This is a genomic window from Streptomyces sp. NPDC004126 (assembly GCF_050275515.1).
GTDB lineage: Bacteria > Actinomycetota > Actinomycetes > Streptomycetales > Streptomycetaceae > Streptomyces.
Genome location: NZ_JBNNPF010000055.1, coordinates 35,379 through 48,534, shown reverse-complemented (window position 1 = coordinate 48,534; position 13,156 = coordinate 35,379). Strand labels below are relative to the sequence as shown.

Here is a 13,156-nt window from a genome sequence, read left to right as displayed (position 1 = left end):
CGGCGGCGGCCGGCGCGACGAGGAGAAGGCCCGCGCCAAGGAGCGGGTGTTCTCGCTCCCCGTGGCGACGGGGCCGGCCGCCGCAGCACGTTCACCCCTCCCGTGACCACCCCACGAGGGGGTGTTGCGAAAGTCCTGCGCGGTGCCCGCGGTGTCCGGTGCGTGCTCTCGGCGTGCCGGGCGAAGGCCCTCGTACTGGGCGTACCCGGGACTTCGGCCGGTGCGGCGAGAGGGCGTGCCGGGCGCCGTGGGCGCCGTGCGGGACTTTCGCAACACCCCCTGGGGCCCACGAGGACCCATGAGAAGAGGAGCAGGCGGATGACACACGTACTCGTCGCGGGCGGCGGCATCGGCGGACTGGCCGCCGCTCTGGGCCAGGCGCGCGCCGGACACCGGACGACGGTCCTGGAGGGCCGGCCGGAGTTCTCGGAGATCGGCGCGGGCATACAGCTGGCGCCCAACGCCTTCCACGCGCTCGGCCTGCTGGGCGTGCGCGACCGGGTGGCGGAACGCGCCGACTTCATCGACGAACTGCGCTTCATGGACGGCACGTCGGGACAGCGGGTCGCCTCCATGGAGCTGGCCGGCGCCTACCGGACCCGGTTCGGCGGCCCCTACGCCGTGGTCCACCGCGGCGACCTGCACCGGGCGCTGCTGGAGGGCTGCCGCGAGGCGGGGGTGGAGCTGCTGGCCGGGCAGCGGGTGACCGGGTACCGGCAGACCGGGGACCGGGTGACGGCGCTCACCGCCGGCGGCGGGCGGTTCTCCGCCGACGTGCTCCTCGGCGCCGACGGGCTGCGGTCGGCGGTACGGGCCCAGCTCCTCGGCGACGGGGGCCCCCGCGTCTCGGGGCACACCATCTACCGGTCGGTGATCCCGATGCAGGAGGTTCCGCACGAGCTGCGGGCGAGGGCCGTCGCCCTGTGGGCGGGGCCGGGCTGGCACTTCGTGCACTATCCGATCGGCGGCGGCGACTTCCTCAACCTCGCGGCCACCCGGGACGACGGGGCGCGCGAGGAGATCACCGGCGCGGCCGCGAGCCGTTCCCGGGTGCTGGGCGAGTTCCCCGGACTGTGCGCGGGGGCCCGGCGGCTGCTGGAGCTCGGGCGGGACTGGCGGATCTGGGTGCTGTGCGACCGCGATCCGGTCGAGGGCTGGACCGACGGACGGGTGGCCCTGCTCGGCGACGCCGCGCACCCGATGCTCCAGTACGCCGCCCAGGGCGCCTGCATGGCCCTGGAGGACGCGGTGGTGCTGGGCCGGCTGCTCCGCCGCGACCCGCGGGACGCCCCGCACCGCCTGGCGGAGTACAACGCGCTGCGGCGGGAGCGCACCGCCCGCACCACCCTGACGGCGCGGGCGATGGGCGAGCGGCTCTACCACGCGGCCGGGGCGGACGTCCCCGCCCGCAACGCCCTGCTCTCCGGCCTCTCCCCCGCCGGCCTGCGCGAGGCGGTGGCCTGGCTGCACGGCTCCACCTCGTTCACCGAGGCCCCGGAGCCCTCCCTCGCCACGGCCGAGGGGGTGTGACCCGTACCCCCGGCTCCGCCCGTCCGGGGCGACGGCCGCCACCCCCGCGCGGCGGGGGGAGGCGGCCGCCTTCATGTCCGCGCGCCCGCGTACCGGTCGGCGAGCTCGGCCCCGATGCGGGCCAGCTCGGCCCGGACCGAGGCGGGTTCGAGCACCTCGACCAGGCCTCCCCAGCCCGCCAGGTTCCGGGCGAGGTCCAGCGGGGTCGGCGCGGCCAGCCGTACCCGGGCCCGCCCGTCGGCGTCCGTGCCCCCGGGGTGGGAGTGCCGTCCGAACCGGTCGCACAGGACGGGCAGGTGCACGGCCTCGACGAGCACCGTCGCCCAGGTCCGCGAGCGGCGCCGCTCCATGTCTCCGACGACCTCCCGCCAGGCCTCGGCCAGGGTGAAGCCGTCGGGGCGCGGAGCGGGTTCGCCGTTCTCCTCGGCCTCGCCGATCCGGTCGACGCGGAAGGTCCGCCGGCCCCGCTCGGTCCCGGCGATCAGGTACCAGGTGTCGTCCTTGTCGACCAGACCCCACGGGTCGACGACCCGTTCGGTGCGCTCCCGGGAGCCGTTGGTGTACGTCAGCCGGATCCTGCGCCGCCGGACCACCGCCTCCTGGAGCCGGTCGACCATCTCGGGCCTGTTCCGGTCCCGCTCGCCCCACGGGGTGGGGTCGACCATGGTGGCGCCCGCCGCGGCCTCGGCGTCGGCCCGGAAGGTCTGCGGCAGCGCCCGCAGCAGCTTGCGCAGCGCGGCCCTGGCCTGCCCCGAGACCTCCGCGGCCGGACCGACCAGCAGGAACAGTGCCCTCGCCTCGGCGGCCGACAGCCCGCTGAGGTCGGTGCGGGCCCCGCCGACCAGCGCCCAGCCGCCGCCTCGGCCGGTCTGCGGGTACACCGGGATGCCGGCGGCGGACATCGCCTCCAGGTCGCGGCGGGCGGTGGCGACGGACACCTCCAGCTCGCCCGCCAGTTCGGCGGCGGTCATCCGGCCGCGGGTCTGCAGGAGCATGAGGGCGGCAACGATTCGGTCAGCACGCATGTTTCCAGTCTCCTCCAGGAAAGTGCTCAGTCCTTGAGCACTTTGAAGCGGAAGATGGATGGTGTTCATGGAACGCACGGAAGGAACCGCCCCATGCTGCGAGGACTGGCCACCATCAACTTCTACGCGGACGATGTGGAAGCAGCCAAGGACTGGTATGCGGAACTGCTCGGCGTGGAGCCCTACTTCGAGGGTCCCGGCGAGGGCGGTACGACCGCCTACTACGAGTTCAGGATCGGAGACCACCAGACCGAACTCGGCCTCATCGACCGGCGCTACGCCCCTCCGGGCCTGCCCGCGGCCCCCGGCGGCGCCATCGGCCACTGGCACGTCGACGACGTGCGGGGCACCCTCGACCGGCTGCTCGCGATGGGCGCCGCGCCGTACACGCCGCTGACCGAGTACGGCAGCGGCTTCGTCACCGCGTCGGTGACCGACCCCTTCGGCAACGTCCTGGGCATCATGTACAACGAGCACTACCTGGAGATGCTGGGCCTCCGGTGACCCGTACGGCAGTGGCCCCCACGGGTGTGGGGGCCACTGCCTCGGTCACGGCCCGCCGGGCCGGGTCCCTCAGCCGGCGGCGGTACGGGCGACCAGGGCGGCCATCTTCTGGACGGTCGGCTCGTCGAAGAGGTCGACCAGTTCCAGCTCCACCCCGTGCCGCTCGCGGACCAGCTCGGTCAGCCGGGCGGCCCGCAGCGAATCCCCGCCCAGGTCGAAGAAGTTGTCGAGCACTCCGACGCCGTCCAGCTCCAGGACCTTCGCCCACAGTCCGTGCAACGACTCCTCCAGGGCCCCGGACGGAGCCTGGTAGGCGGTGTCGACCTCCGGGCGGGAGCGCGGCGGCTCGGGCAGCGCGGTGCGGTCGATCTTGCCGTTGGTGGTGGTGGGCAGGCCGCCGATGACGTAGGCCGCCGGGACCATGAAGGCGGGAAGCCGCCGGCCCAGGCCGCGCCGGATGTCCCGTACCGAGGGCGCCGCGCCGGCGTCGGGCTCGATGTAGGCGGTCAGCTGGACGTCCCCCTGCCCGTCCTGCCGGGCCAGCACCGCGGCCTGCTGGACCCCGGGCAGCGTGGTCAGCACGACCTCGATCTCGCCCAGGTGGACCCGGTTGCCGCGCACCTTGACCTGGTTGTCGGTGCGTCCGACGATCTCGATGCTGCCGTCCGGCCAGTACCGGGCGAGGTCGCCCGTGCGGTACATGACGGGGTGCCGGGCCGGATCGATCGGGTTGGTGATCCACTTCTCCGCGGTGGCCTCCGGGCGGCCCAGGTAGCCGGCCGAGAGGCTGACACCGGCGATGCAGAGCTCGCCGACCAGCCCCGGCGGCAGCGGGCGGAACTCCTCGTCGAGGACGTAGATGGTCACGTTGGTGGTGGGCCGGCCGATCGGCGGGAGCCGGCGGGCGCGCCCCTCCTCGCCGAGCCGCTCGCCCAGCTCGCTGATGTCGCAGGCCGCGACCACGGTCGCCTCGGCGGAGCCGTACAGGTTGATCAGCCGGAACGGCAGGCCCGCCGGCGGCCAGGACTGGATGCGCTCCCCGCAGACCCGGATGTTCTCCAGGGGCGCGTCCTGCGGCCACTCCAGCCGCCACAGCCGCTCGGCCATCGGCTTCATCAGCAGCGTGGTGGTGATGCCCTCGCGCAGGAACCACTCCTGGAGGCGGTACTCGGAGGCGACGACGGAGACGTCCGGGATGTGCACGGTGCCGCCGACGGCCAGCACCGGGAAGCACTCGACCTCGATCATGCCGTAGCCGGGGGCCGCCAGCCAGGTGCCCTGGGAGGCGCTGTCCATGCCGCACAGCTCGCTCATGCTGTGGATCAGGTTGCGCGCCGCCCCGAAGCGGACCATGACGGCCTTGGGCGCGCCGGTGGAGCCGGAGGTGTAACAGATGTGGATCAGGTCGTCGGGTCCGACGGGCTCGCTGACCTCGGTGGCCGGCTCCTCGCGCCAGTCGTCGGTGTCCAGGGCGAGCACCGGGGCGAGGCCCTCGACCTTCGGCTCGTGCTCCGCCAGGGTCAGGACGGCGACGGCCGAGGCGTCCTCGATCATGAAGCGGATGCGCTCCGCCGGGAAGTCGCTGTCCAGCAGGATCGCCGCACAGGCCAGTTTGAAGCAGGCGAGCTGGGCGATCAGGCTTTCGGCGCCGCGCGGGAAGCAGACGCCGACCCGGTCCCCGGGGCGCACCCTGCGGGCGGCGAGCCGGTGCGCGAGCTGGTTGGCCCGGTCGTCGAGCTCGCGGTAGGTCAGCCGGACGCCCGGGAGGACCACGGCCAGGGCGTCGGGGGTGCGCCGGGCGTGCTCGGCGACGCGCTCGTGGAAGAAGGCCTCCGGGACCGGTCCCTCGGTGTCGTTCCACTCCACCAGGGTGCGGTGGGTCTCCTCGTCGGTGAGCAGCGCGATGTCGCGTACGGTGCCCTGGGGCGCGGCGGCCAGGGCGTCGAGCACCCGCTGTACGTGCCGCGCGTACTGGACGGCGGCCTGCTCGTCGAACTCCGCGCTGTCCATGCGGAGTTCGAAGGTGCCGTCGCCGGGGCCGAGGAACAGGGTCAGGGCCGCGGGGGCCCGGCCGGACCCGTCGGCGGTGGTCACGGCGGCGTGCGGCAGGCGGCCCGCGTCGGCGGCGCAGCCGGGGAAGCCGGCCTGCGCGACGGACTCCAGGAGCTGCTCGGCGGTGGTGTCGCCGGCCACGCGTATGCCCACCGCCTCGGCCGAGTCCGGCTGCCGCTGACGCCCTATCAGGAGTTCGGTCTCTCCGGTGTAGCGGTGGACGAGCGCCGCCAGCGCGGCCACGGCGTACTCCTCGGGGCGGGACGCGGCGGGCTCGGGGACGGTCAGGGTGTGCCGGTGCTGCGCGGCGGTCCGCGCGCCGTCGAGGACGCGGGCCAGGGGCAGGGTCGAACTCGTGTTGACAGCCACGGTGTTCATTCCTCTCGGAAGGTACGGAGTCGGTCGGCGGGATCCGGGCCGGGATCCGGGGGTCAGTGCCGGGGCGCCTGCGCGTGGGCGCGGCGGGCGGCGACCGCGTCGGCCAGCTCCCCGACCATGCGGGCGGTCTCCGGCCAGTCCACGCAGGCGTCGGTGACGGACTGTCCGTAGGTGAGCAGGTCCGTGCGGCCCATGGTGAGGTCCTGCCGGCCGGCGGCCAGGAAGCTCTCGATCATGACCCCGGCGACGCCCTCCTCACCGGCGGCGACCCGCCGGGCGATGTCGCCGATGACGAGCGGCTGCCGCTCGTGGTCCTTGTTGCTGTTGCCGTGGCTGGCGTCGACGACCAGCCGCTGCGGCAGTCCCGCGGCGGCCAGCTGCGCGAGGACCTCGGCGACCGGGCCGGCCTCGTAGTTGGGGCCGGCGCTGCCGCCGCGCAGCACCACGTGGCCGTCGGGGTTGCCTTCGGTGCTCACCACGGCGGGCAGGCCGTCGTCGCCGATCCCGGGGTACACGTGGGGGTGCGAGGCCGAGACGATGGCGTCCACCGCGTCCTCGACGCCGCCGCCGGTGGCGTTCTTGAAGCCGATCGGCATCCCGAGGCCGCTGGTGACCTGCCGGTGCACCTGGCTCTGTACGGTACGGGCGCCGATGGCGCCCCAGGAGACCGCGTCGGCGAGGTAGTGCGGGACCAGCGGGTCGAGGAACTCGCAGGCGACGGGTAGTCCGCTGCCGGCGATCTGGCCCATCAGGCCGCGGGCCAGCCGCAGCCCGCTGGGCAGGTCCTGGGAGCCGTCCAGCCAGGGGTCGCTGAGCAGCCCCTTCCAGCCGATCCGGGTACGGGGCTTCTCGACGTAGACCCGCATGACCACCAGGAGCCGGTCCTGGTACTCGGCGGCGAGCGCCGAGAGCCGCTCGGCGTAGGTGAGGGCGGCGTCCGGGTCGTGCACGGAGCAGGGGCCGGCGATGACCACCAGGCGGTCGTCCTGTCCGGCCAGGACGCGGGAGATCTCGCGGCGGGCTCTCTGGGTGGTCTTGCGGGCGAGCGGCGGGAGCGGGATCTCGTCCCGGAGCTCGGCGGGTGTGGGCAGCCGGGAGGCCGTCCGGGCTCCCGGGAAGGTGCCGGGGGAAGCGGTGGCCGGGGTGCTGAGGGCGCTCATGTCTGGGTGTCCCTTCCTGGACGGGGTGGCGGGCGGGGCGGTGCGCAAGCGCGGCGGTGCGGGAGCCGGGCGGCGCGGAGGCCGGGCGGTGCGGGAGCGCGGCGGTCAGACGCCGTCGGCGGTGAGGACCGCGGCGGAGAAGGTGAAGCCCATGCCGGTGCCGATCACGAGGATCCGGTCCCCGGGGTTCAGCAGGTCGTTCCTGAGCAGGTGGTCGAGGCCGTACAGCTGATCGCAGGGGCCGAGGTGGCCGATGGTCAGGCCCAGTTCGTGCAGGGAGTCGAGGGGTGAGATGTCCAGGTGCCGGACGAAGCTCTCCCGGTGCAGGGTGCGGCCCACGAAGGGGGTCACCAGCCAGTGGATGCCGTCCGGAGCCACGCCGGCCTCGTCGAGGGCCCGGCCGACGACGCTGCGGGTGCGCTCGACGGACCTGGTCTGCACGTCGCGCAGGGAGACCTCGCCGGTGGCGAGGAACTCACGGGTCCTGCGGCGCATGTCCGGCCGCTCACCGGGTGCCGTGCGGAACGGCTCGGCGCCCCGGGACAGGCCCTCCAGGACCGTGTCGGTCTCGCTGACCAGGGAGCGCAGGCGCAGCCGGCCCGTGTCGCGGGTGACCACGGCGGCCGCGGCGCCGTCGCCGAAGACCATGCCGGGCGAGGTGTACCAGCGGTCGGCGGGGGGCGCGAAGCGGTCCGCGAGGGTGATCAGGGCGGACGGCACCTCGGGCCGGGCGATCAGGGTGGAGGCGGCCACGTCGAGGGAGGCGAGGGAGCCGTTGGACCAGGCGGCGACGGTCATCGGCATGCTGTTGAGGGTGGGGCCGAGCAGTTCCCGGGCGATCCAGCAGGCCGCGGGCCACATGTCGATGCCCTGGAAGTGACCGTGGCTGTGCAGGACCAGGGAGTCGGCACCGACCCGGGCGCCCTTCTCGGCGGCCTCCTTGACGGCCTGGCGGCCGGCGGTGACGGCCATCTCCGGCGGCGCATCGGCCGAGCGGGAGTAGCTGGCCATCCCGGTGCTCGCGGCGGCGTCGGCCGAGTAGGAGCCGTCGGCCACCGCCTCGGCCACCGGCACGAGTTCACCGAGGGTGCCTCCGGTGCCGGCGATCCATATGTTGTCGAAGCGCATCGGACAGGTCCTTTCCAGGGTGGGCGCGGTGGGAGGGGCGGGGTGCCGGCCGGTGGTGCGGGCCCGGGCTTCCGTTACCGGTTATTAAGCTATGCAGGTATCGGGGTGGCGGCAACGGGCGTCCGATAAAGCTCCGTTACCTCTCCGAGCACCTCGGAGACCATGTGCGCGAGGAGCTCGCCGCCGCGCCGGGTCAGCACCGAGGCGGGGTGGAACTGCACCGATGCGAACCCGGGGCCGCGCAGCGCGTGCACCTCGCCGGACGCCTCGCGGAAGACCCGGACGTGCCCCGGCCGGGCCGGGCAGTCGACCAGGTCCCAGTCGGAGTGGGCGGCGAAGGTGTTGTAGAAGCCGACCGGTTCGGTACGGCCGAAGCAGCCGACGCGGCGCTGGACGCCCTGGGTGGGCATGGGGTGGCGGACGATCGGGAGTCCGAGCAGCGTGCTCAGCACCTGGTGGCCGAGGCAGACCGAGAGGAACGGGATGCCCCGCCGCAGCAGCGCGGCGGTCGTCTGTCGCATCCGGGCGATCTTGGGGTCGCAGGTGTCCCTCGGGTCCCCCGGACCCGGGCCGACGATGACGAGGTCGTGCGCGTCCAGCCGGAAATCCTCGTCGAACCGCTTCACCACGATCCGCAGCCCCTGCGCTTCCAGCAGGTGGCGGGCCATCGACGTGAACGTGTCCTCGGCGTCGATCACCAGCACCCGGCGGCCGGCGAGTCCGCGCACCGGGCGGGCGCGGTCCGCGGGCGCCCGGAACCAGAAGTCGGCCAGCGGTTCGTTGCGCGCGGCCAGGGCCCGCCGGACCTCGGGCCGGGCCGCGAGCGAGGCCACCGGGACGGACCCGGCCGGGCCGCCCGCCGGGGAGCGCAGCGCCTCGATCAGCCCGGCCGCCTTGGCACGGGTCTCGGCGGCCTCGCTCGCCGGGTCGGAGTCGCGCACCAGGGTGGCGCCGACCGGGATGCGGACCTGCCCGTCCGGGCCGATCTCCGCCGTGCGGATGAGGATCGCCGAGTCCATCCGGCGGGCTCCCTGTTCGTCGCGGCCGATCAGCGCGGCCACGCCGGCGTAGTAGCCGCGGCCCTCCGGCTCGTGCCGGCTGATCACCTCGCAGGCGCTCTCCAGCGGGCCGCCGGTGACGGTGGGCGCGAACAGGGTCTCCCGGAGGATGTCCCGTACGTCCAGGGAGCTCTGGCCCTCGATGAAGTACTCGGTGTGGGCGACCCGGGCCATCTGCTTGAGGGCGGGGCCGGTGACCCGGCCGCCCAGTTCGCAGACCCGGCCCATCATCTTGAGTTCCTCGTCGAGCACCATGTACAGCTCGTTGGCCTCCTTGGGGTCGGCGAGGAAGGCGAGCACCCCGTCCAGGTCGGGCCCTCCGGCCGGGTAGCGGTACGTGCCGCTGATCGGGTTCATCACGACCCGGCCGGCGTCCAGGCTGATGTGGCGTTCCGGGGACGCCCCGACGAAGGTGCGGTCACCGGTGTGGATGACGAAGGTCCAGTAGCCGCCGGGGTCGCGGCCGGCGAGCCGGCGGAAGAACGACAGGGCCGTCCGCGCCGACCAGTTGTCGATCCGTGCGGTGAAGGAGCGCTTGATGACGAAGTTGGCACCGGCCCCGCGGCCGATCTCCTCGGTGAGCACCCGGCGCACCCGGGCGGCGTACTCCTCGTCGTCGGCGTCGAAGCACCCCTCGTCCATGCTGATCGGGAGGTCGGGCAGGGCGGCCAGCACCTCGTCGAGCGGCAGCACCGCCTGGTCCTCGACGGCCATGGTGAGCAGCGGCGCCCCGTCGTCGGGGCAGGCGTAGCCCCGCTCGCGGATCTGCCGGTAGGGCAGCAGGGCGAGGACCTCGTGCCGGGCGCCGGGGGCCCCGTCGCCGGACGTCAGCGGGATGTCGGCGATCAGCTCCCGCTCGGCGGCCGGGCCGACGACGAGGTCGATCCGGTCGGGTCCGGTGGCTCCGGGCCGGTGCAGCAGGGCGAACGGCGGCGGGTCGGCGCCGAGCACGCGGTCGAGCAGCGGGTGGGAGCTCATCGCGGGCCTCCGTCCAGTGCCGCGAGGACCGCGCGGGTGGAGACCGTGACGGAACAGCGGGTGGAGACGTACTCCAGCGTCTCGCGGTGCCGTTCGGCGGAGAAGTCGGCGACCGCGTCGCCCACGACGAAGGTCTGGATGTCGTGGGAGAAGCCCTCGTGGGCGGTCATCAGGATCCCGACGTGGGCGTACACCCCGCAGATCACCAGCTGGTCGCGGCCGGTGCGGCGCAGCAGTCCGAGCAGGTCGGTGCGGCAGAAGGCGCTGGGCCGCCATTTGGTGAACACCCGGTCGCCGGGGGCCGGGGCGATCCGCTCGGGGATGGCGCGGTGGGCCGGGTCGGCGCTCATGCCGGCTCCCCAGAAGTCCTTGAGCAGACCTCGCTGTTCGTCCGTCATGCCACCGGGCTGGGCGGTGTAGACGACGGGTGCGCCCACCTCGGCGAAGGCGGCGCGCAGCACCTCGGCGTGGTCCATCAGGTCGGTCAGCGGCTGGCGGCCGGTGTCCGGGCCGCCGTGGCCGAAGGGGCTGAGGAAGTAGTTCTGGAGGTCGTGGACGAGCAGGACCGCCCGGGCCGGGTCGACGGTCCAGGGCGCCGTGTTGCGCGGCAGCTCGTCCTCGGTCGGCATGGGATAGGAATCGATCAGCGGGATCGCCATGGTGGCTCCAGTGGGCAAGAGGAAGGAAGGGGCGGGGGACGCGGACGGGGAACGGGACGGGGAGGCGGACGGGGCCCGGCTCAGACGCCGAGCGCGGCGCCCCCGTCCACCGTCAGGCCGTGCAGGGTGATGTGTGCCGCCCGGTCGGAGAGCAGGAAGAGGACCGCGTGGGCGATGTCCTCGGGCTGGGCCAGCCGGCCGAGCGGGATGCCCACCCGGTAGGTGCCGGGCGAGCCCTCGACGGAGGGCCCGGCCGCGTCGCCGTCCGCGTACATCGAGGTGAGCATCGGCGTCTCGGTGGAGCCGGGGGCGACCACGTTGCAGCGGATGCCGAACCTGGCCAGTTCCAGCCCCAGCGTCTTGGTGAAGCTGGTGGCCGCGGCCTTCGACGCCGCGTAGGCCGCCATGTTCCAGCGCGGGATGCCCGCCGCGTTCGAGGCCACGGTGACGATCGCCCCGGACCGGCGCGGCACCATCCGGTTGGCGACCGCCCGGCTGACGTGGAAGACGCCGGTGGCGTTGACCGCGAAGGTGGTGTCCCAGTCCTCGTCGCTGAAGCCCGCGACCTCTCCGGTGCGCAGCACGCCGGCGGCGTTCACCAGGTGGTCGAGCGGCCCCAGTTCGCGTTCCGTGCGGTCGACGGCGGCGTCCACCTCCCTGCTGGAACGGACGTCCACGCCCAGGGCCAGGACCGGCGCGCCCGCCGTCCGCAGTTCCTTCGTCAGCGGTTCCAGGGCGGCCGGGTCCGCGTCGAGCAGGGCGACCCGTGCGCCGTCGGCGGCCAGGGCCCTCGCGACCGCCGCTCCGATGCCGCCCGCGGCACCGGTGACCAGGGCCGTTTTCGTCGTCATCGCCGTTCCTTCCGGTCGGTGGGGAGGTAGGTCGCACCCGCCCGGGCCAGCCGGCGGGCCGCGAGCGTCTCGGTGCGGTGCCGCAGCCGGGCGGCGACCGCGTCGGAGTCCACGCCGAGGCAGCGGACGGTGAACGAGCCCAGCGCCTCCAGGTACTCGGCTTCCAGGGCCTCCTCGTCCAGCCGGGTGGACCGGCCTCCGTCGACCAGGACCCGGCCGGCGACGACCACGGTGTCCACGTCCATGGAGCCGCCCAGGGCCAGGAAGCCCTCCAGGGGACGGGGGTTGAGCAGGTAGCGCCAGTCCTCGGCCCTGACCAGCAGCAGGTCGCCCTGCTTGCCCGGTTCCAGGCTGCCGATCCGGTCGCCCTGGTCGAGGCCGCGGGCGGGAATCCGCGTCGCCATCGCCAGTGCGTCGGTGGGCAGCACCTCGGTGGGGTCGGCGTACATCTCGTTGTAGACCTGCCACACCGCGCGCATCGCCTCGGCCATCCCGCCGATCGGCATGGCGGCGCCGTCGGTGGAGAGCGACACGTCGAGTCCGGCGCGCCGGAACTCCGGGAACATCCGGGTCTCGGTCAAGGACGCCTCCCCGGCCGGTCCGTACTTGGCCGGCGAGTGGCTGATGTGCGCGCCCGCGCCGATCAGCAGGGCCCGCTCGCCCGCGTCGGCGAAGGCGCAGTGCACCGCCATGAACCGCTCGGAGAGCAGGCCGAGGTCGGCGAACCGGCGCACCGGGGTCGACCCGTGGTAGGCGAGCATCACCTCGGCCTCGTTGCGCAGCGCGCCGACGTGCGCCGCGAACGGGACGTCGAAGCGGGCCACGAGCTCGGCGAACCCGGCACCGAGTTCGTCGGTCATGTTCGTCCCGTAGACGGCGGTCGGCCAGGCCCGCACCAGTCCCCCGGGGTCGGCCGCACAGTCGCCCAGCAGCTTCTCGATCCGCTGGAGTTCGCCGTCCGCGTCACGGGTGCGGCGGAACCGGCTGTCCCCGGGGGCACAGACGGCGTCCGAGGCCCAGGTGCTCACGGTGAGCCGCATCCCGAGCTCGCGGGCGGCGCGGGCGAGCGCCTCCGGCTTGTTGAGGGAGCCGACGTCGCCCAGCGCGGTGACGCCGGAGCGCAGCTGGGTCCACATCGAGTAGCGGGCGATGGCGAGGGCCTCGTCGGGGGTGAGCCTGTCGACCTGGCCGTGGAAGGAGTCGAAGATGACGGAGATCTGCGGGACGTCGCCCCCGAGCGCCATGAACACCGGTTTGTCGTCGCGGTCCGAGGGGTCGCGCAGCGCGCCCTTGAAGGGGAAGCGCATCGCGAACATCTCGTGCCAGTGCGGGTTGACGAAGCCGGGCAGGATCATCCGGCCCCGGGCGTCGATCGTCCGCAGCGCGGGGTGCAGTTCGGGGGCGATGCCGGCTTCGACCTCGGCGGCGGGGCCGACGGCCGTCACCACTCCGTCCTGGATGAGGACGGCTCCGTCGGGGACGACCCGGTCGGTGGAGTCGGCAGGGTAGAGGCAACCGCCCTTGACCAGTAGGGCGTCCATCAGGCCACCTCCTCGGTACGGGCGTTCCAGGCGGCGGTGAGGTGGCGGTGCCAGTCGTCGAGGGTGGGGGCGGCGGCGAGTTCGGCGAACTCGGCGGGCAGGCCCTGCCGGCGCCAGCGGGTGACCAGGCGCATCATCTCCAGCGAGCCGAGGCCCTGGTGGACGAGATGGGCGTCACCGGCAAGGCCGTCGGGGTGGGTGCCGAGCACGTCGGCCACCTCCTGGCGGAGTTCTGCAGCGGAGAGCGGCGCGGTGCGCGGTGCGGTACGGGCGGCACGAGTGGCGGCCATGG

At 74.1% G+C, this 13,156-nt stretch carries 11 protein-coding genes; 2 read left to right on the top strand and 9 right to left on the bottom strand.

Annotated features, from left to right (window positions below; translation table 11 throughout):
- Positions 1 to 318 precede the first annotated feature (318 nt).
- Positions 319 to 1,530, top strand: a complete 1,212-nt coding sequence (locus ACQKM2_RS34175) for an FAD-dependent monooxygenase (RefSeq protein ID WP_427716790.1) — start codon at positions 319 to 321, stop codon at positions 1,528 to 1,530.
- Positions 1,531 to 1,601: 71 nt separating this feature from the next.
- Here the strand turns inward: ACQKM2_RS34175 and ACQKM2_RS34170 are convergent, their stop codons facing one another.
- Positions 1,602 to 2,555 carry a helix-turn-helix transcriptional regulator gene (locus ACQKM2_RS34170; RefSeq protein WP_427716788.1) on the bottom strand — a complete coding sequence of 318 codons (954 nt, stop codon included), beginning with the start codon at positions 2,553 to 2,555 and terminating at the stop codon, positions 1,602 to 1,604.
- A 93-nt stretch (positions 2,556 to 2,648) separates the two neighbouring features.
- On the opposite strand from ACQKM2_RS34170, the gene ACQKM2_RS34165 reads away from it, so the two are divergent.
- Entirely contained in the window at positions 2,649 to 3,059 is a 411-nt protein-coding gene (locus ACQKM2_RS34165) for a VOC family protein (RefSeq protein ID WP_427716786.1), read from the top strand.
- Between the two features lie 69 nt (positions 3,060 to 3,128).
- On the opposite strand, the gene ACQKM2_RS34160 is transcribed toward ACQKM2_RS34165, so the two are convergent.
- From ACQKM2_RS34160 to ACQKM2_RS34125, 8 genes are all read right to left on the bottom strand, one after another.
- Positions 3,129 to 5,480: a non-ribosomal peptide synthetase gene (locus ACQKM2_RS34160; RefSeq protein WP_427716785.1), complete on the bottom strand. Its 2,352-nt coding sequence runs from the start codon at positions 5,478 to 5,480 to the stop codon at positions 3,129 to 3,131.
- Between the two features lie 62 nt (positions 5,481 to 5,542).
- Positions 5,543 to 6,649 carry a 3-deoxy-7-phosphoheptulonate synthase gene (locus ACQKM2_RS34155; protein ID WP_427716784.1) on the bottom strand — a complete coding sequence of 369 codons (1,107 nt, stop codon included), beginning with the start codon at positions 6,647 to 6,649 and terminating at the stop codon, positions 5,543 to 5,545.
- A gap of 105 nt (positions 6,650 to 6,754) precedes the next feature.
- Entirely contained in the window at positions 6,755 to 7,777 is a 1,023-nt protein-coding gene (locus ACQKM2_RS34150) for a ketoacyl-ACP synthase III family protein (protein ID WP_427716782.1), read from the bottom strand.
- 89 nt (positions 7,778 to 7,866) lie between these two features.
- Positions 7,867 to 9,813, bottom strand: coding sequence for an anthranilate synthase family protein (locus ACQKM2_RS34145; RefSeq protein ID WP_427716780.1), 1,947 nt, complete (start codon positions 9,811 to 9,813; stop codon positions 7,867 to 7,869).
- Positions 9,810 to 10,472: an isochorismatase family protein gene (locus ACQKM2_RS34140; RefSeq protein ID WP_427716779.1), complete on the bottom strand. Its 663-nt coding sequence runs from the start codon at positions 10,470 to 10,472 to the stop codon at positions 9,810 to 9,812. The genes ACQKM2_RS34145 and ACQKM2_RS34140 overlap by 4 nt, the downstream gene beginning before the upstream one ends.
- 80 nt (positions 10,473 to 10,552) lie before the next feature.
- A complete protein-coding gene (locus ACQKM2_RS34135) occupies positions 10,553 to 11,323 on the bottom strand; it encodes a 2,3-dihydro-2,3-dihydroxybenzoate dehydrogenase (protein WP_427716777.1) in 771 nt (256 codons plus the stop codon).
- Positions 11,320 to 12,864, bottom strand: coding sequence for an amidohydrolase family protein (locus ACQKM2_RS34130; protein ID WP_427716776.1), 1,545 nt, complete (start codon positions 12,862 to 12,864; stop codon positions 11,320 to 11,322). Before ACQKM2_RS34130 ends, ACQKM2_RS34135 begins: the two co-directional genes overlap by 4 nt.
- Positions 12,864 to 13,154, bottom strand: a complete 291-nt coding sequence (locus ACQKM2_RS34125; RefSeq protein WP_427716774.1) for a phosphopantetheine-binding protein — start codon at positions 13,152 to 13,154, stop codon at positions 12,864 to 12,866. The genes ACQKM2_RS34130 and ACQKM2_RS34125 overlap by 1 nt, the downstream gene beginning before the upstream one ends.
- Positions 13,155 to 13,156: the final 2 nt, after the last annotated feature.

What these genes read in the sequence shown, in the direction of transcription:
- ACQKM2_RS34175 (WP_427716790.1), top strand. Translation starts at nt 319, where the DNA reads ATGACACACGTACTCGTCGCGGGCGGCGGCATCGGCGGACTGGCCGCC.
- ACQKM2_RS34170 (WP_427716788.1), bottom strand. Translation starts at nt 2,555, where the DNA reads ATGCGTGCTGACCGAATCGTTGCCGCCCTCATGCTCCTGCAGACCCGC.
- ACQKM2_RS34165 (WP_427716786.1), top strand. Translation starts at nt 2,649, where the DNA reads ATGCTGCGAGGACTGGCCACCATCAACTTCTACGCGGACGATGTGGAA.
- ACQKM2_RS34155 (WP_427716784.1), bottom strand. Translation starts at nt 6,649, where the DNA reads ATGAGCGCCCTCAGCACCCCGGCCACCGCTTCCCCCGGCACCTTCCCG.
- ACQKM2_RS34150 (WP_427716782.1), bottom strand. Translation starts at nt 7,777, where the DNA reads ATGCGCTTCGACAACATATGGATCGCCGGCACCGGAGGCACCCTCGGT.
- ACQKM2_RS34145 (WP_427716780.1), bottom strand. Translation starts at nt 9,813, where the DNA reads ATGAGCTCCCACCCGCTGCTCGACCGCGTGCTCGGCGCCGACCCGCCG.
- ACQKM2_RS34140 (WP_427716779.1), bottom strand. Translation starts at nt 10,472, where the DNA reads ATGGCGATCCCGCTGATCGATTCCTATCCCATGCCGACCGAGGACGAG.
- ACQKM2_RS34135 (WP_427716777.1), bottom strand. Translation starts at nt 11,323, where the DNA reads ATGACGACGAAAACGGCCCTGGTCACCGGTGCCGCGGGCGGCATCGGA.
- ACQKM2_RS34130 (WP_427716776.1), bottom strand. Translation starts at nt 12,864, where the DNA reads ATGGACGCCCTACTGGTCAAGGGCGGTTGCCTCTACCCTGCCGACTCC.
- ACQKM2_RS34125 (WP_427716774.1), bottom strand. Translation starts at nt 13,154, where the DNA reads ATGGCCGCCACTCGTGCCGCCCGTACCGCACCGCGCACCGCGCCGCTC.